The sequence below is a fragment of the Tepidiforma sp. genome, from assembly GCF_034432735.1.
Taxonomy (GTDB): Bacteria; Chloroflexota; Dehalococcoidia; order Tepidiformales; family Tepidiformaceae; genus Tepidiforma.
This window is the reverse complement of record NZ_DAOUBJ010000100.1, coordinates 11928-35199: the sequence shown is the minus strand read 5'-3', so window position 1 is coordinate 35199 and position 23272 is coordinate 11928. Positions and strand designations below refer to the sequence as shown.

General features: G+C 69.3%; 22 protein-coding genes. 12 read left to right on the top strand and 10 right to left on the bottom strand.

All coding sequences use genetic code 11. The features are described from left to right. Positions 1-82 precede the first annotated feature (82 nt). Both VAE53_RS09470 and ccsA read left to right on the top strand, forming a co-directional pair. Positions 83-1042, top strand: a complete 960-nt coding sequence (locus VAE53_RS09470) for a hypothetical protein (protein ID WP_322819134.1) — start codon at positions 83-85, stop codon at positions 1040-1042. A 68-nt stretch (positions 1043-1110) separates the two neighbouring features. Next, on the top strand, positions 1111-2058 hold the full coding sequence (gene ccsA / locus VAE53_RS09465; RefSeq protein ID WP_322819133.1) for a cytochrome c biogenesis protein CcsA: 948 nt from the start codon (positions 1111-1113) through the stop codon (positions 2056-2058). A gap of 25 nt (positions 2059-2083) precedes the next feature. On the opposite strand, the gene VAE53_RS09460 is transcribed toward ccsA, so the two are convergent. Genes VAE53_RS09460 through VAE53_RS09450 form a run of 3 tightly spaced genes read right to left on the bottom strand, consistent with a single transcriptional unit; the run spans position 2084 to position 4174 of the window. Then, a complete protein-coding gene (locus VAE53_RS09460) occupies positions 2084-2869 on the bottom strand; it encodes a thioesterase family protein (protein ID WP_322819132.1) in 786 nt (261 codons plus the stop codon). A gap of 43 nt (positions 2870-2912) precedes the next feature. Further along, positions 2913-3623 carry an anti-sigma factor gene (locus tag VAE53_RS09455; RefSeq protein ID WP_322819131.1) on the bottom strand — a complete coding sequence of 237 codons (711 nt, stop codon included), beginning with the start codon at positions 3621-3623 and terminating at the stop codon, positions 2913-2915. Further along, positions 3620-4174 (bottom strand): RNA polymerase sigma factor, encoded by a 555-nt coding sequence (locus tag VAE53_RS09450; RefSeq protein ID WP_322819130.1) that lies wholly within the window; start codon positions 4172-4174, stop codon positions 3620-3622. Before VAE53_RS09450 ends, VAE53_RS09455 begins: the two co-directional genes overlap by 4 nt. Positions 4175-4294: 120 nt before the next feature. On the opposite strand from VAE53_RS09450, the gene VAE53_RS09445 reads away from it, so the two are divergent. Next, on the top strand, positions 4295-5143 hold the full coding sequence (locus tag VAE53_RS09445) for a DUF4397 domain-containing protein (protein ID WP_322819129.1): 849 nt from the start codon (positions 4295-4297) through the stop codon (positions 5141-5143). 86 nt (positions 5144-5229) lie between these two features. On the opposite strand, the gene recF is transcribed toward VAE53_RS09445, so the two are convergent. Beyond that, positions 5230-6399: a DNA replication/repair protein RecF gene (gene recF / locus VAE53_RS09440; protein ID WP_322819128.1), complete on the bottom strand. Its 1170-nt coding sequence runs from the start codon at positions 6397-6399 to the stop codon at positions 5230-5232. A gap of 187 nt (positions 6400-6586) precedes the next feature. Between recF and VAE53_RS09435 the strand changes: the two genes are divergently transcribed. Together VAE53_RS09435 and VAE53_RS09430 are read left to right on the top strand one after the other, a co-directional pair. Continuing rightward, a complete protein-coding gene (locus VAE53_RS09435; RefSeq protein ID WP_322819127.1) occupies positions 6587-7588 on the top strand; it encodes an aldolase/citrate lyase family protein in 1002 nt (333 codons plus the stop codon). 194 nt (positions 7589-7782) lie between these two features. Next, on the top strand, positions 7783-9456 hold the full coding sequence (locus tag VAE53_RS09430) for an EAL domain-containing protein (protein ID WP_322819126.1): 1674 nt from the start codon (positions 7783-7785) through the stop codon (positions 9454-9456). 9 nt (positions 9457-9465) lie between these two features. On the opposite strand, the gene VAE53_RS09425 is transcribed toward VAE53_RS09430, so the two are convergent. The 3 genes from VAE53_RS09425 to VAE53_RS09415 all read right to left on the bottom strand — a co-directional run bounded on the left by VAE53_RS09425 (position 9466) and on the right by VAE53_RS09415 (position 11423). Continuing rightward, positions 9466-9954 (bottom strand): DUF192 domain-containing protein, encoded by a 489-nt coding sequence (locus tag VAE53_RS09425; RefSeq protein ID WP_322819125.1) that lies wholly within the window; start codon positions 9952-9954, stop codon positions 9466-9468. Then, a complete protein-coding gene (locus tag VAE53_RS09420) occupies positions 9951-10889 on the bottom strand; it encodes a DMT family transporter (protein WP_322819124.1) in 939 nt (312 codons plus the stop codon). The genes VAE53_RS09425 and VAE53_RS09420 overlap by 4 nt, the downstream gene beginning before the upstream one ends. A gap of 99 nt (positions 10890-10988) precedes the next feature. Beyond that, complete coding sequence (locus VAE53_RS09415) at positions 10989-11423, bottom strand: hypothetical protein (protein ID WP_322819123.1); 435 nt, start codon at positions 11421-11423, stop codon at positions 10989-10991. Positions 11424-11666: 243 nt separating this feature from the next. Between VAE53_RS09415 and VAE53_RS09410 the strand changes: the two genes are divergently transcribed. Genes VAE53_RS09410 through VAE53_RS09400 form a run of 3 tightly spaced genes read left to right on the top strand, consistent with a single transcriptional unit; the run spans position 11667 to position 14497 of the window. Then, positions 11667-11888, top strand: coding sequence for a hypothetical protein (locus tag VAE53_RS09410; RefSeq protein ID WP_322819122.1), 222 nt, complete (start codon positions 11667-11669; stop codon positions 11886-11888). 35 nt (positions 11889-11923) lie between these two features. Next, entirely contained in the window at positions 11924-13075 is a 1152-nt protein-coding gene (locus tag VAE53_RS09405; RefSeq protein WP_322819121.1) for a site-2 protease family protein, read from the top strand. Between the two features lie 42 nt (positions 13076-13117). Beyond that, positions 13118-14497, top strand: coding sequence for a MurT ligase domain-containing protein (locus tag VAE53_RS09400; RefSeq protein ID WP_322819120.1), 1380 nt, complete (start codon positions 13118-13120; stop codon positions 14495-14497). On the opposite strand, the gene VAE53_RS09395 is transcribed toward VAE53_RS09400, so the two are convergent. Further along, positions 14478-15293 (bottom strand): XdhC family protein, encoded by an 816-nt coding sequence (locus VAE53_RS09395; RefSeq protein WP_322819119.1) that lies wholly within the window; start codon positions 15291-15293, stop codon positions 14478-14480. The genes VAE53_RS09400 and VAE53_RS09395 overlap by 20 nt on opposite strands. Positions 15294-15434: 141 nt before the next feature. On the opposite strand from VAE53_RS09395, the gene VAE53_RS09390 reads away from it, so the two are divergent. Continuing rightward, a complete protein-coding gene (locus VAE53_RS09390; RefSeq protein WP_322819118.1) occupies positions 15435-16775 on the top strand; it encodes a hypothetical protein in 1341 nt (446 codons plus the stop codon). Between the two features lie 57 nt (positions 16776-16832). Here VAE53_RS09390 and VAE53_RS09385 read toward each other — a convergent pair whose 3' ends face one another. Next, a complete protein-coding gene (locus VAE53_RS09385) occupies positions 16833-17693 on the bottom strand; it encodes a crotonase/enoyl-CoA hydratase family protein (protein WP_322819117.1) in 861 nt (286 codons plus the stop codon). A gap of 193 nt (positions 17694-17886) precedes the next feature. Here VAE53_RS09385 and VAE53_RS09380 point away from each other — a divergent pair, with 193 nt between their 5' ends. Together VAE53_RS09380 and VAE53_RS09375 are read left to right on the top strand one after the other, a co-directional pair. Beyond that, positions 17887-19464 carry a DEAD/DEAH box helicase gene (locus VAE53_RS09380; RefSeq protein WP_322819116.1) on the top strand — a complete coding sequence of 526 codons (1578 nt, stop codon included), beginning with the start codon at positions 17887-17889 and terminating at the stop codon, positions 19462-19464. A gap of 7 nt (positions 19465-19471) precedes the next feature. Next, positions 19472-19684 carry a hypothetical protein gene (locus VAE53_RS09375; RefSeq protein WP_322819115.1) on the top strand — a complete coding sequence of 71 codons (213 nt, stop codon included), beginning with the start codon at positions 19472-19474 and terminating at the stop codon, positions 19682-19684. A 15-nt stretch (positions 19685-19699) separates the two neighbouring features. Here the strand turns inward: VAE53_RS09375 and VAE53_RS09370 are convergent, their stop codons facing one another. Further along, positions 19700-22195 (bottom strand): PEP/pyruvate-binding domain-containing protein, encoded by a 2496-nt coding sequence (locus VAE53_RS09370; protein WP_322819114.1) that lies wholly within the window; start codon positions 22193-22195, stop codon positions 19700-19702. Positions 22196-22308: 113 nt separating this feature from the next. Here VAE53_RS09370 and VAE53_RS09365 point away from each other — a divergent pair, with 113 nt between their 5' ends. Continuing rightward, positions 22309-23202 carry a hypothetical protein gene (locus VAE53_RS09365; RefSeq protein ID WP_322819113.1) on the top strand — a complete coding sequence of 298 codons (894 nt, stop codon included), beginning with the start codon at positions 22309-22311 and terminating at the stop codon, positions 23200-23202. Positions 23203-23272: the final 70 nt, after the last annotated feature.

Sequence of the window (23272 nt, the reverse complement as noted above, 5' to 3'; positions counted from 1 at the left end):
AGCCGCATTGTACGGACCGCTGCGGAAGGCAAAAGGGGGCGGCTGACTGGGGGCGGGCCGCCGGCGGGGTAGACTGGAGGGGATGGGTCGCATTGGAGGGGTGGAGCTGGCTCCGAACTGGTCGAGCGCTGCGGGGGCGCTGGAGGGGGTGCTCCGGCACGCGGGCATCGATTTGCCGCGTCATGCGGTGATGGGGCTGACGGGCCACGCGTTTCACTTCTGCTTGGGCTCGAAGGCGGGGGTGGTGGCGCTGCCGAGCGGGCCGGCGAGCTTCGACCGTGGGGCGATGGTGAGCCGCTATGCGCGGACGGGGCTGCGGTTCGAGCGTTTCGCTGCGGTGGCGAGTGGGGAGACGAAGGAGGCGGCGGTGGCCTGGGCGGTGGAGCGGCTGGATGCTGGGGTGCCGCTGATTGGCTGGGATCTCCACTTGCACGAGTTCGGGATTATCGACGGGTACGACCGGTGGCGGGGCGGGTTCTTCGTGCAGGACATTCTTACGGAGGAGGTGGGGCCGTTCGTGGCGTGGGAGGCCTGGGCGCCGCTGGGCGAGGTGGAACTCTGGGCGCCCGTGGAGGCGGTGGAGGTGGCTCCGAGGGTGGTGGTGGAGGCGCTCGGCACGGCGTTGAATTTGCTGGCCGGGGCGGAGGGCGGAGGGGATGGGCAGCCGCGCGGGACGGCGGGCCTGGTCGCGTGGGCGGAGGCGTTGGAGGGCTCGGTGGAGGTGGACCGGGCGGGGAATGCCTACACGCTGGCGGTGCTGGCTGCGGCGCGCACGGATGGCGCGGCCTTCTTGCGGGACCTGGAGGCGGCGCTGCCCGAGGCGGCGGCGGAGCTGGGGCTGGCGGCGCGGGCGCTGGAGGAGGAGGTGAAGGCGCTTTCGCCGTTGATTACGCTTTTTCCTTTTCCGAGCGGCGGCCATGGGAATGTGCAGGTGCCGGGCCTTCGTCGGGCGGCGGCGATGGCGCTCCGCCGGGCGGCTTCGTACGAGGGGGCATGCGCGGAGGCGTTGATGGCCGCCCTGGAGCGGCTGGAGGGTGGGTAAAGGGGCTGTTCGCGTCGCCTGACCGGCACGGCGAAACTCGGTACCATTCGTGAGGTAGGGAACGATTCGTGGCAGGACTTGCGCTCTATCTCTATTGGACGGCGGTGGTGACGGCGCCGATTGCGACGTTGCTGTACTGGGCGTACTTGGCCAGCGCATCGTTGGCGGGACGGCGTGTGGCGGCCCAGACGAGCGCGGGGACGGTGAGCGTGAGCCTCTCGGGTGGGGGGCCGAACGCGGGTATCGGGCGGCTGGCGACGGTGTTCACTGCGCTGACGACGCTGTTCCTGGCGGGGTGGTTCGTGGCCCGCTGGGCGGCACGTGGGTACGCGCCGCTTTCGAATCTGTACGAGTTCACGACGGCGTTCGCGTTCGCGATTTGCGCGGCGTACTTGGTGTTCGAGCGGGTGTACGGGAATCGGCGGTACGGGGCGCTGGCGCTTCCGATCGTGGTGGCGATGTTGGGCATCGCCGCGAGTTTTCCGAAGGAGATCGTGCCGCTCATTCCGGCGCTGCAGAATGGGCCGCTGCTGACGTTGCACGTTTCGGTGATGATGCTTTCGTATGCGGTGCTGACGGTGGCGTTCTGCGGGGCGGTGGTGTACTTGGTGCAGGGGGGCGAGGGGAGGCGCCGGTTCGCGTCGCTGCCATCGGCGGATTCGGCGGGGGATCTGGCCCACCGGGCGGTGATGGTGGGGTTCCCGCTGCTGGGCCTGGGGATTGCGCTGGGGGCGTGGTGGGCGAACAGTGCGTGGGGGCGCTACTGGGGGTGGGACCCGAAGGAGACGAGCGCGCTGGTGACGTGGCTGAGCCTGGCGGCCTATTTCCATGCGCGGGCGGGGAGCGGATCGGTGGCGGGGGCGCCGGGGATCCGGCGGTTGGTTCCGGCCCGGCTGCGGCGTGGCTGGCGGCCGGACCCGATGTGGTGGCTGGTGGTGATGTGGGCCTTGGTGATGTTCACCTATTTTGGGGTGAACCTCTGGATTAGCGGTCTCCACAGCTACGCTGGGGTGTGATGGGGCGAGCCCGGCAGTTGGGGCTTCAGGTGCGGCGTCGCTGGGCGAGCGCGGCGACGAGGGCGGCGCCGATGGGGCCCTGTTCATCGTAGAGGCGGCACTGGCCGATGGCGATGCCGTCGCTGGCTCCGTGGTCGGTGGATTCGAAGCCGATCCATTCGCCGGCGGGGTAGCGGTGGAGGTAGAGGGTGATATCGACGTTGATGTAGGCGAGGCCGGCGCTTCCGGAGTTGGCGAGGGGGCTGGCGAAGTCGGCGGCGATGGCGACGCGCTGGAAGGGGGTGAGTGCGCGGCCGGCGATGAGGGGACGGACTTCGCGCATCCAGGTGCGCTTTTGGGCAACGGCGCCGAAGGTGCGCCCCTGGGAGCGGCTCTCCCACATGGGCTGCCAGCCTTCGTTGGCGATGGGGGGCCGTGGGTCGGGCGGGAGGTCGTGAGGTTGGGGAAAGTCCCAGGTGGGGGGCGCCCAAACGTTTCCTGGTGGCCGTTCGCTTTGGCGCAGGAGGACGATGCTGGCGCGGCCGATCGATTGGCCGGCGGCGAGGGCTTCGGCGTCGATGACGCGGATGCGGGATCCTTCGCGGCGGATGGCGGTCTCGATGGTGATGGGGGTGAAGTCGGGGAGCCGCCAGAGGTCGACGGTCATGCGGGCGACGCGGAGGTGGGGCTCGGCGTGGCGCCGCTCGACTTCGGCTGCGAGGAGGCCGGCGACGACGCGGCCGTGGAGGGAGTTCGGGTCCCAGGGGCCGCAGCAGATGGGCTGGGGAACGAAGGCTTCGCCTTCGGGGAGGAAGAAAGCATCGGTGTTCATGGTTGACCCATGATGACGGGCCCGGGTGGATGGTGCCAGCGTGTCAGCGGGGAGAGGACATGATTTCGGGGCCCTGGGGGCGGTCGCCGGTGGCGCCGTCGGGCTCGAGGGTGACGAACATGCGGGTCATGTCGCGCGGGAGTTGGGGCAGGCGGAGGATGAGTTCGCCGGAGCTGCTGCCTTCGAAATCGGCGGCGCTGCGGGCGCCGTAGGGGCCTTCGCTCCAGATTTGGTAGTGGTGGCCTTGTGGTGCTTCGGGGAGGCCGACGATGCGGAGGACGGCGAAGGAGAAGTCGGAGGAGACGTAGACGGCGCCGCGCGCGCCGTCGCCGCTGAGGGGGAGTTCGATGGCTCGGCTGGAGAGCTGGGCGCGGAGGTCGTTGGCTTCTTGGCGGGCATCGAGGTAGGCGATGACGGCGGCGGCAAGGCCGATGGCGAGGACGAGGACGGCGGCGGCGGATGCGAGGGCGACGAGGCGCCAGGGGGCGAGTGGTGCTCGGGGGTGCAGGGGGATGGGTGTGGCGGGCTGGATGCGTGAGCGGACTCCTTGGGCGATGCGCTGGGCGGCGCCGTCGGGGAGTGGGGTATCTTCGTAGCCGAGGGCGAGGGCCTGGGCGGCTTGGAGGAGGGGCTGGAGCTCGGCGCGCAGGGCGGCATCGGCGGCGAGCAGCCGTTCGATTTCGGCGGCCTCGTCGGGGTCGAGGAGGCCGAGGGCGTAATCGGGGAGGAGGTCGAGGGCCTGGTCTCGGTTCATGGTTCGAGGGCCTCGCGCATGGGTGAGAGGGTTTGGCGGAGCCGGGTGAGGGCGAGCCGCAGGCGGCTGCGGATGGTGCCCTCGGGGAGCCCGGTTTCGCGGGCGATGTCGGCGGGGCGCTGCCCCTGGTAGTAGGCGCGCACGATCACGTCCTGTTGTTCTGCAGGTAGTGCTCCGAGGGCGTTTCGGATGCGCTCCCCGGTGAGGCTGGCGAGGACGGCCTGCCAGGTATCGTCGGGGTCCTGCATGGCATATACGGAGGGAGCATTGTCGATCGATCGCTCGTGGAGGCGTGCGCGCTTACGGAGGAGGTCGATGGCGGCGTTGCGGGCGATGGCGAGGATCCAGGAGCGCTCGTTGCCGCGGGTGGGGTCGTACTGGAGGCCGCGTCGCCAGATGCGGACGAAGGCTTCTTGGACGGCCTCTTCGGCGAGTGCGGGGTCGCGGAGGACTTGGACGGCGGCAGCGAAGGCGGGGCCGGTGTATTCGGCGACGAGGGCATCGAAGGCGGAGGTGTCGCCGGCGCGGAAGCGTTCGAAGTGGCTGGTCACGCTTGCACCTTGGACGACATTTGGACGTTGGTGATCGAAGTCATGTCGAGGCTGCGTACATGGGGTGTACGCGGTTGACCGGCCGGCAGCCGCAGGCACACCACATCGGAGGATGCTCGAATGACGATGGTACGGGCGATCATGTCCCGGACGAAGCTCCTCGTGGCCATGGCGCTGTTGGCAGCGCTGGCTGCGGGGGTGGTGATGGCGCCGCGGGGCGCTGAGGCTCAGGCGACGGGCCGCGTGCGCATCATGCACGCTAGCCCGGACACGCCGCCAGTGGACATTTTTGTCGATGGTCAGAAGGCTGTCACGGCGCTGGCGTTCCCGAACAATACGGGGTATGTGGCGCTGCCGGCGGGCGGGCACAATGTAAAGGTGTTCGTTTCGCCGTCGGACGGGACGGGTACGCCCGCGCTCCAGGCGACGCTGGAGGTGGTGGCGGGGAAGGATGTGACGGTGTTGGCGACGGGGCTCGTGGGGAACGGGTCGCTCGCGCTGACGATCTTCGAGGATGACAATCGGACGCCGAGCGGGAACAACGCGCATGTGCGTTTGATCCATGCTTCGCCGGATGCGCCGCCGGTGAATGTGGCGGTGGCCGGTACGAATACGAATGTGTTCACGGGCGTAGCCTTCCGGAACGTGAGCCCGTACGTTCCGGTGCCTGCGGGCACGTACAGCCTGGATGTGAAGGTGAACGCGACGGGCGCGACGGTCTTGACGGTGCCGAACCTGCAGTTGCAGGCGCGGACGGTGTATACCGCGGTGGCGGTCGGCCTGGCTGGGAACGGCAGCCTGCGGGTGGTGCCGCTGGTGGATGCGCCGGCGCCGGCGCCGGCAGCGCCGCGGACGGGCGATTCGGCGGTGACGACGGGGAGCGGGGTGGAATGGCCGCTGCTCGCGACTGGGGCGGCGTTGGTGCTCGGCGCTGCGGGCCTGGCGCTGGCGGCGCGACGAGTGCGCTAGCCCGGACCGTTTCACGGGTAGGGTGATGAGGCGGCCCCAGCTGGGGCCGCCTCATCTGCTGTCGGGAGGGAACGGGCCGGGAGCGGCTACTCGCCTTCGAAGCGGGTGATGGTGCCGGCGTTGACGACGAAGCGGCCGGCTGCGCGGGTGTAGATGTCGCGTAGGCGGTCGGGGTCGGCAGTGGTGACGAGGGTCTGTTGGAAGGTGTCGATGTATTCGAGCAGGGCGCGGCGGCGCCGGGCGTCGAGCTCGCTGAGGACGTCGTCGAGGAGGACGACGGGGTCGTCGCCGAGGGCGCGCCGGAGGTAGCTGGCTTCGGCGAGGCGCATGGCGAGGGCGGCGGTGCGCTGTTGGGCGCGGGAGGCGAAGGCATCGGCGGGGATACCATCGATGAGAATTTCGATGTCGTCGCGGTGGGGGCCGACAAGGGTGGCGCCGGCGGCGATTTCGCGCTGGCGGATGGCGGCGAGGGCTTTGAGCATGCGGCTGGTCCACTCGGCGTCGTCGATCGGGGCGTCGTACTGGTCGAGCCCGCCGATGGAGGGGCGATAGACGAGGGTGAGGGATTCGAGCCCGTCGCTGAGGCGTTCCATCTGTTCTTGGGCCTGGAGGGCGAGGTGGCCGAGGGCGTCGGCGCGGGCCCAGTAGATGGTCCCGCCGGCGTGGGCGAGCTCCTGGTCCCAGAAGGGGAGCTCGTGGATGGAGGCTTCGCGGGACTGGATGCGCTTGAGGAGGGAGTTTCGTTGTTGGAGGACGCGGGCGTACTTTTGCATGGCGCGGAGGTAGCCGCGGTCGACCTGGGAGATCATCATGTCGAGGTAGCGCCGGCGCATGAGCGGGGGGCCGGCGACGATTTCGATGTCGAGGGTGGTGAAGAGGACGGCGGCGAGTTGGCCGACGGCATCGGAGGCTTTGCGGGAGATGCCGTTGACGCGGACGCGCTTGCCGGCGCGGTGGGCGGGATCGATCGTGCGCCCGACGATGGCGACTTCGAGGGCGAGGTTGCCGGCCGAGCGCTCGACTTGGCAGGCGAGGCGGGCGACGGGGAAATCGGACTCGAGGATGTCGCGCCGGACGAGGTCGGATTCTTGGCTTGCGCGGCTGGAGCGGAGGGTGGAGAGGAGGTAGATGGCTTCGAGGAGGTTGCTCTTGCCTTGGGCGTTATCGCCAACGAAGAGGTTGAGGCCGCGATCGAGGCGGATATGGGCGCGGACGTAGTTGCGGAAGTTGACGAGCTCGAGATCGAAGATAAACACGGTGCATATGTAGTATAGCCGGACTTCGTTAGCTTTGGGCTTATTTTTTCGGCCGTTTTACGAGGGGGTTTGCGGGCGGGCGCGCTTCACCGAGGGGGCAGGCACGGGCATACTTGGGGGAGTGCTCGGTCGCCCGACTCTGCCGGCGCGGCCCTGCCGAAAATCTACCGAACGAACGGACTAGCCGATGCCACGTCACCCGAACGAAGTCCTCTTCGAGGGGGAGAAGCCCTTCCCGATCATCCCGACCTGTGAGCATTTCGCGGGGACGGAGGAGCGCATCGCGAAGGCGCTGGAGTTGCAGAATCGGATGGGCGGGGTATTCGACATCACGATGGACTGTGAGGACGGCGCGCCGACGGGGCGGGAGCGGGAGCACGCGGAGATGGTGGTGCGGATGCAGAACAGCCCGTTGAACGTGCACAACATGGCGGGCGTGCGCATCCACGATTACACGCACGAGCACTGGAAGGCGGATGTCGACATCATCGTGCCGGGCGCGGGCGAGCGGCTGGCGTATATCACGATTCCGAAGACGGTCCGCGCGCGCGAGCTGGCGGAGATGATCGACTATATTCGGAACTGCGCGGCGCGGTCGGGTATCGGTCGGGAGATTCCGATCCACGCGCTGATCGAGACGCATGGTGCGCTGCGGGAGGTGTGGGAGATTGCGACGCTGCCGAATGTGCAGGTGTTGGACTTTGGGCTGATGGACTTCGTGAGTGCGCACCACGGGGCGATCCCGTCGTATGCGATGCGGTCGCCGCACCAGTTCGACCATGCGTTGTTGCGGCGGGCGAAGGCGGAGATGGTGGCGGCGGCGCTGGCGAACGGTGTGGTGCCGGCGCACAACGTGACGCTGGAGCTGCGGGACACGGAGTTCATCTACAACGATGCGCGACGGGCGCGGATGGAGTTCGGTTTTCTGCGGATGTGGAGCATCTATCCGGCGCAGATCGAGCCGATTACGCGGGCGATGGCGCCCTCGCACGATGAGGTGGAGGAGGCGCAGGCGATTCTCTTGAAGGCGTATGCGGCGGACTGGGGCCCGATCCAGCACGAGGGGAATCTGCACGACCGGGCGACGTATCGGTATTACTGGGAGACGCTCCAGCGGGCTCGCATCCAGAATGTGGCGCTGAGCGACGAGGTGATGCGGGCTTTCTTTCCCGATGCGGTGACGGCCTGAGGCCTTCGGGACGGTAACGGGGATTCGGGCGGCGCAGGCGGGGGCGGCCCGGTTGGCCCTGGGGGTTCGGCGGGAGGTGGCGAATCGGGAACCCTAGGGGAACGGCCAGGTGCTGCCGTTATTGCTGATATGGTGACTGTCGGTTTGGGGCAGAGTGGGGCCGGCAATGGCGGCACCAGGGGCGGGGGCTGAGGATGGCGCTTCCTCCAACGCTCCGGGGACGTTTGCCGCTCTGCGCGCTCTGGGCGGGGCTGTTCGGGCTTGCGGCGATGGCGGGGCCGACTGTTCGGGTGTTGGCATTCGGTGGGGGCTGGCTGGAGTGTGGGGTGGAGGCGGGGGTCGCAGGTGCTGCGGGCCTCGGCGCGGCGCTGGTGGCCGACCGGCTGGTGCGCGGGCCGCTCGGGGTTTTCCGGGCGCTGCTCAAGGAGGCGCGAGGGGGCGATTTCGAGTCTCGGGCGCCGGGGAGCTTGGTCCGGGAGATGGACGAGCTGGAGAACGACTTGAGTCGGTCGATTGCGGCGCTTCAGGCATCGACCGATGCGCTGGTGTACCGGGCGTTCCACGATCCGCTGACGGAGCTTCCGAACCGGGCGATGTTCTTGGCGACGTTCGCGCGGGCGCTGGTGGAGGAGCGGCGGCCGGGGCGGCTGGCGATTCTCTTCCTGGATGTCGACCGTTTCAAGTATTTGAACGACACGTTGGGGCACGGGGTAGGCGACCAGTTGCTTTCGGTGTTCGCCAAGCGGCTGCTGGGTTCGGCGGAGGGGCATTTGGTGGCGCGCCTCGGGGGCGACGAGTTCACGGTGCTGATCACGGGCGAGCGGGCTGGTTCGGAGGCGGTGGAGGTGGCCGGTCGGTTGCTCCGCGCGCTCCGGCGGCCGTTCTCGGTGGCGGGGCGGGAGATGTTCGTGACGGCGAGCATCGGCATTGCGGTCAATGGGAACGGGGAGCCGACGACGGAGCTCCTCAGGAAGGCGGATGTGGCGCTGTACCGGGCGAAGGCGGAGGGACGGGCGCGGTTCGTGGTGTACGCGCCGGAGCTGGATGCGCACCCGGCGGAGCGGTTCGATTTGGACAATGCGCTTCGCCGGGCTATCGAGCGGGACGAGCTGTTGTTGCGGTACCAGCCGGTGGTGGACCTGGAGAGCGGGGCGCTGGTGGGGATGGAGGCGCTGCTGCGCTGGAATCACCCTCACCGGGGGGTGCTCTCGCCGGCGACGTTTATCGACATCGCGGAGGAGACGGGCGAAATCGTCCGGATCGGGCGCTGGGTGCTGGAGCAGGCGTGTCGGGAAGGGGTTCGGCTGCTGGAGCTGCGGAACGGGCTGCCGCTGACGGTGAGCGTGAACATCTCTGCCGTGGAGTTTCGCCAACATGATCTCGTGGGGCAGGTGCGGAGGGTGCTGGAGGAGACGGGGATGCCAGCGGATGCGCTCCAGTTGGAGCTGACGGAGAGTGTGTTGATGGGCGATGCGCAAGCAGCGATGGAGGCGTTGCAGGCACTGAAGCGGCTGGGGGTGCGGCTGGCGATCGATGATTTCGGGACGGGCTATTCGTCGCTGAGCTATTTGCAAAAGCTGCCGGTGGATGCGTTGAAGCTGGACCAGTCGTTCGTGGGGCGGCTGGGGGCTGATGCGAGGTCGGGCCCGCTGGTGAGGGCGGTGGTCGAGATGGGGAATGCGCTGGGGATGGAGGTGGTGGCGGAGGGGATCGAGACGGAGTGGCAGCTCGCGTATCTGAGGGAGGTCGGGTGTCGTACGGGGCAGGGATGTTACTTCGCGGGGGCGCTGACCGCGAGGCAGTTCCGGCGGCTGGCGGCCTCGCGCCGGCCGGCGACGGCCTGGGGAACGCTCCTCGAGGCGGGCTGAGACGGCGATTCAGCGGGCGGCGAGGAGCTCGGCCGGGATGGTGACCCGTGCTCCGACGCCGAGTCGGCGGGCGGCGAACCAGCCCTGGTTGACTTCGAGGACGTAGCGATAGGGTGAGGCGGGGGTGAGGACGGTTTCGTCGAGGGGGGTTCCCTGGCGGATTTCGATGATGGTGAAGTCGGCGTCGATGTAGGCGATGTCGAGCGGGATGTAGGTGTTGCGCATCCAGAATCCGCTCCGGGAGTCGGTGGGGAAGATGAAGAGCATACCGGCGTCGTCGTCGAGGGCGCGTCGGTACATGAGCCCTTGGGCGCGTTGTTGGGGGGTGACGGCGAGTTCGACGGTGACTTCGGCGCGGGCTTCGCCGTGTTGGATGGTGATGCGGGGCCGGGCCGGGGTATCGGCGTCTCGTGCGCAGGCGACGATGAAGAGTACGAAGAGGAAGGGGATGGCGATGCTGCGCAGGGTTTCGGCTCCGGAGGGTGGGGTGGCCTTCATGTGACGACGAGGACGATACCAGCGACGCAGAGCAAGGTGCCAGCGAGGATGCGCGGGGTGAGGCGCTCGCCGAGGAAGGCGATGGAGAGCGGGAGGGCGAGGAGGGGTGAGGTAGAGGAGAGGATGGCGGTGCGGGCGGCGCCGGCGGTGACCACGGCGTAGACGTAGAGGAGGCTGCCGATGGTTGTGCCGACGAGGCCGGCGAGGGCGATGGCGGCGAGGTGGCGCCGGGAGCGGAAGGGGGCGGCGAGTTGGGGGCGCTGGAAGGCGAGGGCGAAGCCGAGGAGTGCGACAGCACCGGCAGGGGTGCGGATGGTGCCGGCGGCGATGGCGCCGAGGTCGCCGCTGGCGGCGGCGAGCCAGAGGGTGGCCGCCGCCCAGGTGATGCCGACGCCGGCGAGGAGGGCGTAGCCGGCGATGCCGGGTGGCGCTGCGGCGCGCGGTGCCTGGACGAGCACGGGGGCCGGCTGCGGGGATGCGACGGCCGGCGGGGGAATTCGGGCGGCGGGCGATGCAGGGATGACGATGAGGGAGATGCCGGCGCCGATGAGGACGGCGCCAGCCGGCAATCCCCAGGAGAATGGCTCGCCGAGGAGGATGACCCCGAAGACGACGGTGAGGGCGATGTAGAGGGCCATGGAGACCGGGAAGGCGCGCTGCATGCCGAGCCGGTCGAGGGCGGCGATGTAGAGCGTATCGCCGAGGCCGTAGCCGAGGGCGCCGGAGGCGATGACTTGGGCGAGGGTGGCGACCGGCGCTTCGGCGATGGTGTGTTGCTGGCCGCTGGCGAGGAGGATGGGGGGCATGGCGAGTGCACCGAATCCGAGCCGGAGTCCGCTCAAGACGACAGGGGAGGTACGGGCCGCGAGGGAGGTGAGGGCGACGCTGGTGGCGGACCAGGTGAGGGCAGCGAGGAGGGCGGCGATTTCACCCATGGGGGCGGGAGGTGGTCCTGAGGGGTGGTGCGGGGTGGCGTGGGCAAACGAAGGGGCCCCCCGCTTTGGCGAGGGGCCCGGTGGTGCTGGGGTGGGTGATTAGTTGCAGGTCTCGCCGTTGGCGTCGAGGAAGGTGACGGTTTGGTTGGCTGCGCCGGGGCGCATGATGAGGACGACGCCGGAGAAGCCGGGAATGGTGGAGATGCCGCCGGTGGCAGGGGAGTTGAGGTAGGACGGGTAGTTGCCGGGGTTGCCGGGGTTGGTGTTGAAGTAGTGGAGCCACTTCTGGGTTGGACCGTCCCAGATGTAGATGCCGATCCAATCGGCGGCTGGCAGGCACTGGGTGAAGGTGGCGGGGCTGACTGGCTGGGCCTTGATGACCCCGACGTAGTGGATGTTGCAGCCGGGGGCGCCACCCTCGCAGCGGCCACCGACGGTGTTGGAATGTTTGGCGACGGCGATGCCAAGGGTGGCACCGAGGATGGTTGCGACGCCGACGCCGATGGCGGCGACGGCGATGATTCGTCTCTGCATCCAGCTCATGGAACCTCCAGATGTGCCCGAGGTGGCGCTCCTGCGTGCTACGGTAGCAATCCGTGCAGGTACGTGCACCGGAAGAAACGCTCGCTGGGCGCCGGCGGTTGCCATGGGGCTGTAAAACGTTCGTAAAACTGGGCCGCGAGCGCCGGCGCGTTCGTTTTCTAACGGAATTCTTGCTGTGGATGCGGGTTCCGTGGACGAGCGGGCTGGTAGGATGCGGGGGCGGAGGCGTCGAATATGTTGCCGTTGGGTTTCAGTTGGGGAGCGTTCCTCGTTTACGTCTTCGCGCTGATGTTCATGACGCTTGGCGGCATCTGGGGGCTCGTGGAGAGCCGGCACCCGGCGTTCTTGATCCCGATTCTGATGGGGCTGTTCTACTTCTATCTTTGCTGGGAGGCGGTGGTGGAGGGTGACGACGAGACGGGCCCCCCGCCGCCACCGTCGAGGAGCGGTGGCTGACGGCAGCCTTCCTGCGAGCGGGGTACGCTAGGGGTATGCGGCTGCGAACGTTCCGGATCGGGACGCTGTTCGGGGTTCCGCTGCTGGTGAATCCGAGCTGGTTCGTGCTCGCGGGGCTGACGACGTGGTTCTTGGCGACGCAGTTTTACCCGGCGGCGTTCAGCGGGGCGTCGCGGTGGACGCACGGGTGGATGGCGGGGGCGAGCGTGGCAGCGTTTTTCGCGTCGATCGTGCTGCACGAGCTGGGCCACAGTGTGGTGGCGCGCTGGTTCAGCATCCCGGTGCGGAGCATCACGTTGTTCCTGTTCGGGGGCGTGGCCCAGATTACGCGGGAGGCAGCCCGACCGCTTCAGGAGCTGGCGATGGCGCTGGCGGGGCCGCTCGTGAGTTTCGCGCTGGGTGCGGGTTTTGCGGGGGTGTGGTGGGCGCTGGGGGCGCGCGCGGACCGGGGAATCGATTATGTGCTGGTGTGGCTGGCGGTGATGAACGTTGGGCTGGGGGTGTTCAATTTGCTGCCGGCGTTTCCGATGGACGGCGGGCGCGTGTTCCGTTCGTTGGTCTGGTTGGTGACGGGTCGGCACGGGCTGGCGACGGGGGTTGCGGCTTGGACGGGGCGGGGATTCGCCTGGGCGATGGTCGGGCTGGGTGGGCTGGCGGTGCTCGGGCGTGATGTGGTGGTGGCGGATTCGTTGGCGGGCGGAGCCTGGCTGGTAATGATCGGGCTGTTTCTCGAGAATGCGGCGCGTCAGTCGCTCTTGCAGCATCGGTTGGTTCGGGAGTTGGCGCGCTATCGTGCGGAGGACGTGATGGTGGCGGATGCGCCGATCGCGGATGCGCGACAGCCGGTGGGGCAGTTGGCGCGGGGGGTGCTGGAGCTGAACCCGCACGCGGTCTATCTGGTGAGCGACGGGGAGCGGCTGGCGGGGGTGCTTTCGGGCGAGGAGCTGCGAGCGGTACCGGTGGCGCTCTGGGACGTGACACCTGCCGGGGCGGTGATGACGCCGCGCGAGTCGCTCCGGGCGACTGCCCGGGACAGGCTGGTATCGGATGTGTTGGTCGAGATGGAGTCGGAGGAGCTCCGCCATATGCCAGTGGTGGAAGATGGGCGGGTAGTCGGAATCGTCGCTCGGGACCGGATCGTGGGGCTGCTTCGCCAGGCGGGGTTGTTGGGCCAGGTGCGTACCTGACGGGCGCTTTCGCGGGTGGGCGAGGGGCGGGAAGATGAGCGGGTGACCGGCATCCGGACGGTGGCTGCGGTGAATGTAGCGAAGGCCGCGGGTCTGGCGACGCGGGCGCTGCGGCGCGGGAGCGGCACGGCGCTCCCGGGTTTGGTCGCGCTCTGGTTGGATCCGGGGGTGGTTGGGGCGCTCGGGCGGCAACTGGCCGGGGGGCGGGTTCTGGTGACGGGGACGAACGGCAAGACGACGACGAGCCGATTGTTGGCGGCGATGCTGGACGCGGCTGGGCGGCCTTACCTCCACAACCGGGAGGGCAGCAACCTCGTGCGGGGGTTCGCGAGTACGTTGGCGGGGCGGGCCGATGCGCTGGGGCGAATCCCCGGGGGGGCGCGGATGATGGGGATTTTCGAGACGGACGAGGCGACGTTTCCGGCGGCGGTCCGGGCGCTGGACCCGACGGTGATGGTGGTGACGAATCTGTTCCGCGACCAGCTGGACCGGTACGGCGAGGTGGAGACGGTGGCGGGGCTCTGGCGGGAGGGGCTAGGGGCGGCGAGCCGCTCGGCGACGCTGGTGCTGAACGCGGACGATCCGTCGGTGGCGGCGCTGGCGGAGGGGTGGGGGGGAAGGGTGCACTGGTACGGGCTGGATGACCCAGCATTGCACCGGGAGGAGGTGGGGGCGTTCGATGCGCGTTGGTGTAGTTGCGGCGGGGATTTTACGTATACCCGGCGGTACTTCGCGCACGTGGGGTGGTGGCGTTGCTCGGGGTGTGGGCGGGGGCGCCCGGTGACGGATACGACGGGACGGTCGGTGCAGCTGGAGCTGGCGGGCGCTCGGTGGGAGGTGGATGGGCTTGGCAAGGTGGCGATGCGGCTGACGGGGCTGTACAACGTGGGCAATGCGCTGGCGGCGGTGGCGGCGGGGCGGGTCGCGGGGCTGGAGGCCGAGGCGATCCGGCGGGGGCTGGGGCATGCGCGGGCGGCGTTCGGGCGGCAGGAGGTGGTCCGGCTGGAGGGCCGGGAACTTTGGTTGCTGCTGACGAAGAATCCTGCGGGCGCGAACCAGGTGCTGCTGCTCCTGGCGCAGGCGGCGGGCGATGGCATCGCCGTGGCGGGGCTCTTGAACGACCGCTTCGCGGATGGGCAGGACGTGAGCTGGACGTGGGACGTGGATTACGAGCTGTTGGCGGGGAGGGTGGGGAAGTGCTGGGTGGGCGGCGACCGGGCGGAAGACCTGGCGCTGCGGTTGGATTATGCGGGGTGGCCTTCGCCGCTGGCGGTGGAGCGGGATGCGGGGAGGCTGCTCGATGCGGTGTTGGCGGCGACGGTGCCTGGGGAGCGGGTGTTCGTGCTCCCGACCTATACGGCGCTCTTGGATTTGCGGGCGGAGCTGAAGCGACGGGGGGCGGTCAGGAGCGCGCTGGAGTAGGGCGTTTCCGGGGGCGGTAGTACATGGGGGTGCCGGTACCGCCGCGGCGGAGGAGGATGACTTCGGCGACGATGGAGATGGCGATCTCTTCGGGGGTTTCGGCGCCGATATCGAGGCCGATCGGGGTGCGAACGCGGTCGAGCTCTTCCTCGGGGAATCCTTCGTCGCGGAGGTGTTGGAGGACGGTGCTGGTGCGGCGGCGGGAGCCGATCATGCCGAGGTAGGCGGCGCCCCGGCCGATGCATTTGCGGAGCGATAGTTCGTCCTGTTTGTGGCCGCGGGTGACGAGGACGATGGTGGTGGTGGGGCCGATGGGGAAGCGTTCGAGGGCGGCTTCGAAGTCGTCGCAGATGACGTCGTCGGCTTCGGGGATGAGCTGCGGGTCGGCGTAATCGGGCCGGTCGTCGAGGACGACGACGCGATAGCCGAGGAAGTTGGCGAGGCGAGCGAGGGCGCGACCGATGTGGCCGGCTCCGACGACGAGGAAGGTGGGCCGGGCTGCGACGATTTCGAGGTAGATGGCGGGGGCGCCTTCGACGGTGCGTTCGATGAGGCCGTCGGGGGTGGCGTAGCGGGTGTGGGGAAGGGGCGGGCGGGCGAAGAGGTGGGGCGCGGCGGCTGCGACGGCGGCATCGAGGGCGGCGGTGCCGAGGGTGCCGATGGTGGCTCCGGTGGGTTCGACGAGGAGGCGGGCGCCTGGCGAGAGCTGGAGCGAGCCCGGATCGACGAGGACGGCGAGGAGGACGGGGTCGCTGCCTTCGGCGGCCCGGAGGAGGCGTTCGGTCAATTCGAGCATAGCGGGAGTGTAGTGGTTCGGGGCCGGTGGTGGGAGGCGGGGAAGGTGGCTATGGCTGGGGCGGGCGATATAGGGAGATGGTGGTAGCACGGGGTTGGGTGGATGTGATTGTATACAATCCAGTTCGAGAAGGAGGGTGTTATGCCCCCGACCTGGTTACGCTACGCCGAGGATGCCGTACGGCGCTCGCCCGAGGGACCGGAGTATCTGCGCGGGGTGTTCCCGTACGTGCTGCCGCCGCTGGTGGAGTTGGAGCGGGAGCCGGTGCCGCTCGACCCGGCGGAGGAGATTTGGATCACGGACACGACGTTCCGAGACGGGCAGCAATCTCGGGCGCCGTACACGGTGGAGCAGATCGTGGCGCTGTTTTCGCTCTTGCACCGACTGGGCGGGCCGCGAGGGATGATCCGCCAGAGCGAGTTCTTTCTCTACACGAAGAAGGACCGGGAGGCGGTGGAGCGGTGTCAGGAGCTTGGCTACCGCTACCCGGAGATCACGGGCTGGATTCGGGCGACGCTCGGGGATTATGCGCTGGTGCGGGCGGCGGGTCTGCGCGAGACGGGCATCCTCTGTTCGATTTCGGACTATCACATTTTCAAGAAGCTGAATTCGACGCGCGAGGCGACGATCCGCGGCTATTTGGAGGTGGTGGATGCGGCGCTGGCGGACGGGGTGGTGCCGCGCTGTCACATCGAGGATGCGACGCGGGCGGACTTCTTCGGGGCGGTGTTGCCGTTCGTGCAGGCGCTGATGGAACGGTCGCGGGAGAGCGGCATTCAGGTGAAGGTTCGCTATCCGGATACGTTGGGGGTCGGGGTGCCGGATCCCTACGCTGCGCTGCCGCGGGGGATTCCGCGGCTGACCCGGGCGCTGCGCCGGGAGGCGGGGGTGCCGGCGGAGGCGCTCGAGTTTCACGGGCAGAACGATCTGGCGGCGATCGTGCCGAACGCGGTGGCGGCTTGGCTCTACGGTGCGAGTGCGAACAACGGGACGTTGCTCGGTATCGGTGAGCGATCGGGCAATACGCCGATCGAGGCGCTCGTCTTTTGGTTGGTTGGCTTGACGGGGGAGACGCACGGGATGGACACGACGGTCATCAGCGAGATTGCGGATTTCTACCGGGCGATCGGTGAGTCGGTGGACCAGCGGCTGCCGTTCGTGGGGGACAATTTCAATGTGACGCGAGCGGGGATTCACGCGGACGGGCTGATCAAGGACGAGGAGATCTACAACCCGTTCGATACGAGGGGGCTATTGAATCGGCCGCCTGGGGTGGCGATCACGGACAAGAGCGGGGCTGCGGGGCTCCTGATGTGGATGCAGAAGCACCGCCCGGCGATGGCGGAGGGGCTGGACAAGCGCGATGGGCGGCTGCTGCGGGTGTTGGAGCTGGTGATGGCGGAGTACGACGAGGGGCGGGTGACGTCGCTTTCGGACGACGAGGTGGGGGCCATGGTCGATGCCGCGTGGGGCGGTGGATAGCGGTCGGGGCGGTGGCCCGGGGCGCCCGGTTGGGCGCTCCGGGCTCGGGACCGCGGGTCATTCGAACTCGGGGGTTCGGTAGAAGGGGAAGAGGTCGGGGAGGTCTTTGGAGACGGACATGGTGAAGTTGGGCTTGCGCTTTTCGAGGAAGGAGGCGACGCCTTCGCGGACGTCGGGGCTGGCGCCCATGATGAGGATGCCGCGGGAATCGGCCATGTGGGCTTTCATGGGGTGGTCGGCGACGAGGCCGCGCCACATGAGCTGGCGAGCGAGGGCGACGGAGACGGCGGAGGTGTTGTCGGCGATTTCGCGGGCGAGGGCGTAGGCGGCGGGGAGGAGCTCTTCGGGTGGATGGATGGAGCGGACGAGCCGGCCGCGCAGCGCTTCTTGGGCATCGAAGACGCGGCCGGTGGCGACCCACTCCATGGCCTGCTGGATGCCGACTGCGCGGGGGAGGAACCAGGAGCTGGCGGCTTCGGGGACGATGCCCCGACGGGCGAAGACGAAGCCGAAGCGGGCGGTTTCGCTGGCGAGCCGGATGTCCATGGCGAGGGTCATGGTGACACCGACGCCGACGGCCGGGCCGTTGATGGCGGCGATGATCGGCTTTTTCAGCTCGAAGATGCGGAGGGTGACCAGGCCGCCGCCGTCGCGATATTGGCGCATATCGGTGGGGCGCCCCCGGGCGCCGGCGTCGAAGGTCGCGGGGCCGGCGGAGAGGTCGGCGCCGGCGCAGAAGGCGCGGCCACGGCCGGTGACGACGATGGCGCGGACGGCGTCGTTGGCGTCGGCTTCGTCGAAGGCTTCGATGAGCTCGCGCTGCATGGTCGCGGTGAAGGCGTTGAGTTGTTCGGGCCGGTCGAGGGTGATGGTGAGGATGCTATCGGTGAGTTCGGTGGAGATGTGTTCGTAGGGCATGTGGCGATTTTGGGGGGAGCGAGTTTCGATGTCGAACGGTCGGGCGTGCTACACTGGCTTTACGTGATGTCGAACGCGGCCCGCCGGGGATATCCGGGAAGAGCGAGGGCGCTGGGATTTGCCTCCGATGTTCGACGCGATGGGTCCGCCGGCTTCCTGCGAGGAAAGACTTTGCCGGCGGTGAAGATAGGACGTGAAACTGACTAGGCTTATCGATACGATTGCGCGCCCTTTCCGGCGCGCTGCCGGCGAGCAGGTCGGCATCGAATCCGCGACGGTGTCTGCTGCATCGGCACCGCTGGTTCGCCCGAATGCTGGTTCTCCCGGTGAGCGCCGCGCGGATGCGGCGGCGGTAACGCGGCGGCCGAGCCGACTGGCGGCTGGCCACCGGGTGGAACGCGAGGCGGCGACCGGGGAGCCGCAGCTGCCGGTACGGGGACCGGCGGGGCCTTCGAACGACGGGAGGCGCCCTGCGGAGGTCTCCGGGACGCGGCGGCGGCGCCGGCGGCGCGGCCACGGCGAGGCTGGCGCTGCGCTCGCTTCGGCTCCGGGTGCGTCGCGAAATCGGCGACGTCCGGAGCCACGGGTGCCGCTCTCCGAGGCGTTTCGCGCGCTGGGGGTGGACGAGACGGGGTTGGAGGCGGTGGCGGCGCTGGGGTTCAGCGAGCCGACGCCGATCCAGGCGGAGGCGCTGCCGAGGCTGTACGCGGGGGAGGATCTGGTCGGGCTGGCGCAAACGGGCACAGGGAAGACGCTGGCGTTCGGGCTGCCGCTGGCGCGGGCGGTGGACCCAGCGCGGCGGGAGGTGCAGGCGATCGTGCTCGTTCCCACGCGGGAGCTTGCGAAGCAGGTGCGCGAGGTGATGGACCACCTCGCGCTTTTTTATGGATTCGAGGTGTGGGCGCTGACTGGCGGGAGCCGGGTGAAGGCGGATCTGGAGCGGCTGGAGCGGGGGGTCCACGTGGTGGTGGGGACGCCGGGCCGGGTGATCGACCATATCGAGCGCGGCACGCTTTCGCTTGGGCGGGTGCGGTTCGTGGTGCTGGACGAGGCGGACCAGATGTTGGATATCGGGTTCGCTCGGGACATCGACTACATTTTGCGCCACGCCCCGAAGGAACGGCAGACTGCGCTCTTCAGTGCGACAATGCCGGAGAGCATCGGGCGGATCGTGTGGCGGTACATGCGGCAGGCGGAGCGGGTGGCGGTGGATCCGGAGCAACGGACAGCGGAGGGGGTGGAGCAGTATTTTTGCGAGGTGGCCGAGCGGGACAAGCTGCGGGCGCTGCAGTATCTGTACGAGATGCGTGGCTTGGGGCGGACGCTGATCTTTTGCAATACGAAGGCGATGGTGGACCGACTGACGGCGGCGTTGAACGCGGTGGGTGTGCCGGCGCAGGCGATCCATGGCGATTTGCGGCAGTCGCAGCGGGACCGGGTGATGGCGGAATTCCGAGCTGGGCGCCTGGAGTTCTTGGTGGCGACGAACGTGGCGGCGCGGGGGCTCGACATCCCGGATATCGAGGATGTGGTGAACTACGATGTGCCGCAGAACCCGGAGGAGTACATCCACCGCATCGGGAGGACGGCGCGGGCGGGTCGGCGGGGATGTTCGTATACGTTCGTGAGCGAGTGGGATGTTCCCGCGTGGGACGCTATCGTGCGGGAAGTTGGCGAGGGGACGGTGCGCTACCTTCGGGTGCCTGCCCGGTGGGATGTGGAGGAGTTGGAGGCGGTGGGGGCCGGTGAGGCGGCCGGGGGCGGTCGGTAGGGGAACGATGTACCGGGCGCTCTTCGAGCAATTCGGGGCGGCGTGCGTGGCGAAGATCTGGCGAGGCGAGGAGCTGAGCGACGAGGATCTGGAGGCGTTTCGTCGGCTGTTGGAGGCGCGCGAGGCCGCGGGGCGCCGCCTGCTGGGCAAATACGCGGGGCCGGACCCGTGCATCGATACGGTGACGGGCCGTTGCGGGGTGCGGCCGATCTTCCGTTGAGGAGCGGGAAGGCGCCTAGGCGGCGGGCGCTTCTTCGAGGATGGTGACGGTGCCGGCGATTCCGTCGACGGCGATGAGGTCGCCGGTGCGGATGCGGCTGGTGCCCTGGCGGACGTTGACGACGGCTGGCAGGCCGTATTCGCGGGCGACGGTGGAGCCGTGGCTGAGGGCGCTGCCCATATCGACGACGAGGCCGGCGGCGAGGGCGAAGAGGGGAGTCCAACCTGCATCGGTGACGGGAGCGACGAGGATTTCGCCGGGCAGGAGTGGGCCATCGGTCCGTGGGTCGAGGATGACCCGGGCACGGGCGGTGACGCGGCCGGGGCTGACGGGGGTTCCGCGAAGGACTTCGCCGGTGTGGCCCGCTGCAGCCGGTGGGAGGGGAGCGGGGCGGCCGCGGAACCGTTCGGGCAGGAGCACGTGGCGGTTTCGTTCGAATTCGCGGCGGCGCTGGAGAACCTGCCGGGAGAGGTCGCGCCGGGTGATGCCATCGAGGGCTTCGGCGACTTCTCGGTTGGAGAGGAAGAAGATGTCGTCGGGTTCGCGGATGACGCCGAGTTCGAGGAGCCGGGCCTGGACGGCGGGCAACAGCCAATCGCCGAGGCGGGCGGAGCGGACGAGGATGGATTTGGTGCGCTCGCGGAGGGCGACCCAGCCCTGGGCGCGCGGGAGGAGCCAGCGGAAGAGCCGGCGCTGGAGGAATCCGAGGCGCTGGTCGATTTCGCGGGTGAGGGCGAGACGCTCGGCTTCTTGGCGTGCGAGGACGGCGGGGGGCGCGTGTTCGGGCTCGATGTCGAAGTAGGAAGTGACCATGGCGATGACGGGTGTCGGGTCCCAGCGCCAGGTTTTTGCGGCGACCTCCATTTCGTTGAGGCCGCGGTGTCCGTGGCGCTCGATGAAGGCGGTGAAGCGTTCGAGCCAGGGTTGGGGAAGGTCGGGGGCGCGGGGATCGAAGCCGGGCTGGCGCAGGCGATCGGCGATGCCGGTTTGGCGGGCGACGAGGGCGAGCTCCCAGAGGTCGAGGCTGATGCGGGCGCTCTCGACGCCGGGGAGGCCGGTGAAGAGGGTGGGCACGCGCCCTTCGGCTTCGTCGCCGAGGATAGGGCGGACGAGGGCGAGGATGGTGTCGTAGCCGGAGCCTGCGACGCCGGTGACGCGGAGATGGACGCGGGCGATTCGAGCTGAGAAGTCGAGGATGCGGGCGCGGTAGCGTTGGAGTTCGGCGGACGAGAGGCTGGCCGGGTCGAGGGCGCGGACCGTTCGTTCGGCATCGAGGACGGCGTGCTCGGCGCGGTCGGCCTGTTTGGAGAGGGTCGCCATGACGCGGACCATGCGCGGGGCGGTGAGGAGGCGGCGGCGCCAGGTTGCGAAGCGGGGGAGCGGGGTTCGCCAGCCGTCTTCGATGGGGCCGCCGAGGTACTGTTGTTCGAGGGCGCCTTCGCGGAAGCCGAGGACGCGGGAGGCGATGAGCCTGGTCGCCTCCATGTTGAGGAAGGCGCGATTGTAGAAGCAGCCCATGAAGCGAGGGTTTTCGTGGCTGCCGAGGAGGCCGAGCTCGTGGTAGTCCTCGGTGTAGGCGCGAGGGACGGTTTCTTCGAAGGTGGTGATGGTGAGTGGGGTGAGGAGGCCGGGGAGGATCTCCTGGACGTTGGCGCTAGTCCAGAGGTCGGCGTCGGAGGTGGGGGTATCGAATTCGTTGAACCAGCCACCGAGCCCGTCGGGGCGTGGACCCGCGGCGACGGCGGTAACGGGGCGGGATTGGAGGAGCCAGAGTTTGCCGCGGGCGTCGAAGGCGAACTCGATATCCTGGGGGCTGCCGAAGAGCTCTTCGGCGCGGAGCGCGGAGCGGACGACGGAGAGGAGCTGGACGTCGTCGAGGACGGGCGGGCCGGCGGGCCGTTCGACGATGGCGAGCGAGCGGCGGTGGACGACGAAGCGCTCGCCCTCGGCCTGGCCGGAGACGAGGGCATCGCCGAGGCCGGGGACGGCTTCGACGACGACGCGGTCGGGGTCCCCGGTGACGGGGTCGATGGAGAAGGCGACGCCGGCTGCTTGGGCTGGGACCATGCGCTGGACGACGAGGGCCATGTGGGCGTCGCGGGCTGCACCGGTGGAGGCGCGGTAGGCGAGCGCGGATGCCGAGGTTGCCGAGGCGAGGCAGCGGGCGATGGCTTCGAGGAAGGCGTCGCCGCCGATGACGCCGAGGACGGTCTCGTGTTGGCCGGCGAAGGAGGCTTCGGCGCCGTCTTCGTCGGCGGCGGAGGAGCGGACGGCGACGGGTTCGTAATCGGGGACGAGGGCGGCGAGCCGGGCGAGGAGGTCGCGTCGGAGGTCGGGGTCCCAATTGGCGGGTTCGCCGGCGAGGGAGTGGGCGATTTCGACGGGGATGATGAAGCCCTCGGGGACATCGAATCCTGCGCGGGCGAGGGCGGCGAGGGAGGCGGCTTTGCCGCCGTAGCGGGCGCGGTTGCTGGGGTCGGCTTCGCGGAGCCACGGGAGGTGGGCTGTCATGGCGGGGATCGTACCGGCAGTGGACCGGACGGTCAGCAAGGTGAGCGGGGTGTTGCGGTATTAGTACATTTGTTCTACCTTTCGGATGGCGGTGTGCCGCCCGGAGGTTGGAGATGCGCATGCTGGCCCTGGTGGTACCGCGGCTGGCCGTGCAATTGGCGCGGCGGGGGGCACCGGAGCTGAAGGGGAAGCCGCTCGCGGTGATGCAGGAGGTGACGGGTACACGGCTGGTGGCGGTGGCCTCGGTGGAGGCGACGGGTGCGGGGGTGGAGCCGGGGATGACGGCCGAGGAGGCGAGCGGGCACTGCCCGGGGCTCGTGACGGTGGCGGCGCACCCGGAGGTGGAACTCGCGGAGTTGGAGCGCATGGCGGCAGCCTTACGGGTGAAGGTGACGCCGCGCGTCGCGATCTTGTCGCGCGAGGCGATCGGGGTGGATCTGGGTGGCTTGGGGGGAGCGTTCGCCGACGAGCGGACGGCAGGGGAGGCGATCCTCGGGCTGGCTCGGGCGTGGCTGGGGTTGGATGTGCGGGGGGCGATCGCCGATACGGTCGAGGAGGCGGTGGCGGCGGCGCGGGCTGCCCGCGTGCGGGTGGCCATTTCCGAGCGCCGCGGTGCGGTCGGTGTGCTGCCGCGACGGGAGGGGCTCGCGGTGCGGGTTGCGGGCGTGCTGACGCGGGAGCGGCTGGAGGCGGCACTGGAGCGGCTCGGGCGCGTGATGGCTCTGCATGGTGCGAGCTGCAGGGCGCTGGAGGTGGCGGCCTGGACCGGCGATGGCGAGCGGCGGTGGCGGCTTCGGGCGGGTGGCCCGCTCCACGACGGGCGGGAGCTGGTGGCGCTCGCGCGGCCGCTGTTCGCGGTGTTGGCGGGAGCGGAGGGGGTGGAGTTCGCTCTCGGCGAGGTGGGGCCGCGGGTGGAGGTGCAGCCGTGGCGGCGTCCGGTGGGCCGGGCGCGGGAGAGCGGCGAGCCGGCTGTCCCGGGCGGGGGTCGGCTATTGCTGGCGAGCTGAGGGGCGGGCAGGAAGGCCGGAAGGGGATGCCCTGCTACACTGGATGCCCGGGCGCGATGCGCCCGTTCGC

Coding starts and splice junctions, on each gene's coding strand:
- VAE53_RS09470 (WP_322819134.1), top strand. CDS start 83: ATGGGTCGCATTGGAGGGGTGGAGCTGGCTCCGAACTGGTCGAGCGCT.
- VAE53_RS09460 (WP_322819132.1), bottom strand. CDS start 2,869: ATGAACACCGATGCTTTCTTCCTCCCCGAAGGCGAAGCCTTCGTTCCC.
- VAE53_RS09455 (WP_322819131.1), bottom strand. CDS start 3,623: ATGAACCGAGACCAGGCCCTCGACCTCCTCCCCGATTACGCCCTCGGC.
- VAE53_RS09445 (WP_322819129.1), top strand. CDS start 4,295: ATGACGATGGTACGGGCGATCATGTCCCGGACGAAGCTCCTCGTGGCC.
- VAE53_RS09435 (WP_322819127.1), top strand. CDS start 6,587: ATGCCACGTCACCCGAACGAAGTCCTCTTCGAGGGGGAGAAGCCCTTC.
- VAE53_RS09430 (WP_322819126.1), top strand. CDS start 7,783: ATGGCGCTTCCTCCAACGCTCCGGGGACGTTTGCCGCTCTGCGCGCTC.
- VAE53_RS09425 (WP_322819125.1), bottom strand. CDS start 9,954: ATGAAGGCCACCCCACCCTCCGGAGCCGAAACCCTGCGCAGCATCGCC.
- VAE53_RS09420 (WP_322819124.1), bottom strand. CDS start 10,889: ATGGGTGAAATCGCCGCCCTCCTCGCTGCCCTCACCTGGTCCGCCACC.
- VAE53_RS09415 (WP_322819123.1), bottom strand. CDS start 11,423: ATGCAGAGACGAATCATCGCCGTCGCCGCCATCGGCGTCGGCGTCGCA.
- VAE53_RS09410 (WP_322819122.1), top strand. CDS start 11,667: ATGTTGCCGTTGGGTTTCAGTTGGGGAGCGTTCCTCGTTTACGTCTTC.
- VAE53_RS09405 (WP_322819121.1), top strand. CDS start 11,924: ATGCGGCTGCGAACGTTCCGGATCGGGACGCTGTTCGGGGTTCCGCTG.
- VAE53_RS09395 (WP_322819119.1), bottom strand. CDS start 15,293: ATGCTCGAATTGACCGAACGCCTCCTCCGGGCCGCCGAAGGCAGCGAC.
- VAE53_RS09390 (WP_322819118.1), top strand. CDS start 15,435: ATGCCCCCGACCTGGTTACGCTACGCCGAGGATGCCGTACGGCGCTCG.
- VAE53_RS09385 (WP_322819117.1), bottom strand. CDS start 17,693: ATGCCCTACGAACACATCTCCACCGAACTCACCGATAGCATCCTCACC.
- VAE53_RS09375 (WP_322819115.1), top strand. CDS start 19,472: ATGTACCGGGCGCTCTTCGAGCAATTCGGGGCGGCGTGCGTGGCGAAG.
- VAE53_RS09370 (WP_322819114.1), bottom strand. CDS start 22,195: ATGACAGCCCACCTCCCGTGGCTCCGCGAAGCCGACCCCAGCAACCGC.
- VAE53_RS09365 (WP_322819113.1), top strand. CDS start 22,309: ATGCGCATGCTGGCCCTGGTGGTACCGCGGCTGGCCGTGCAATTGGCG.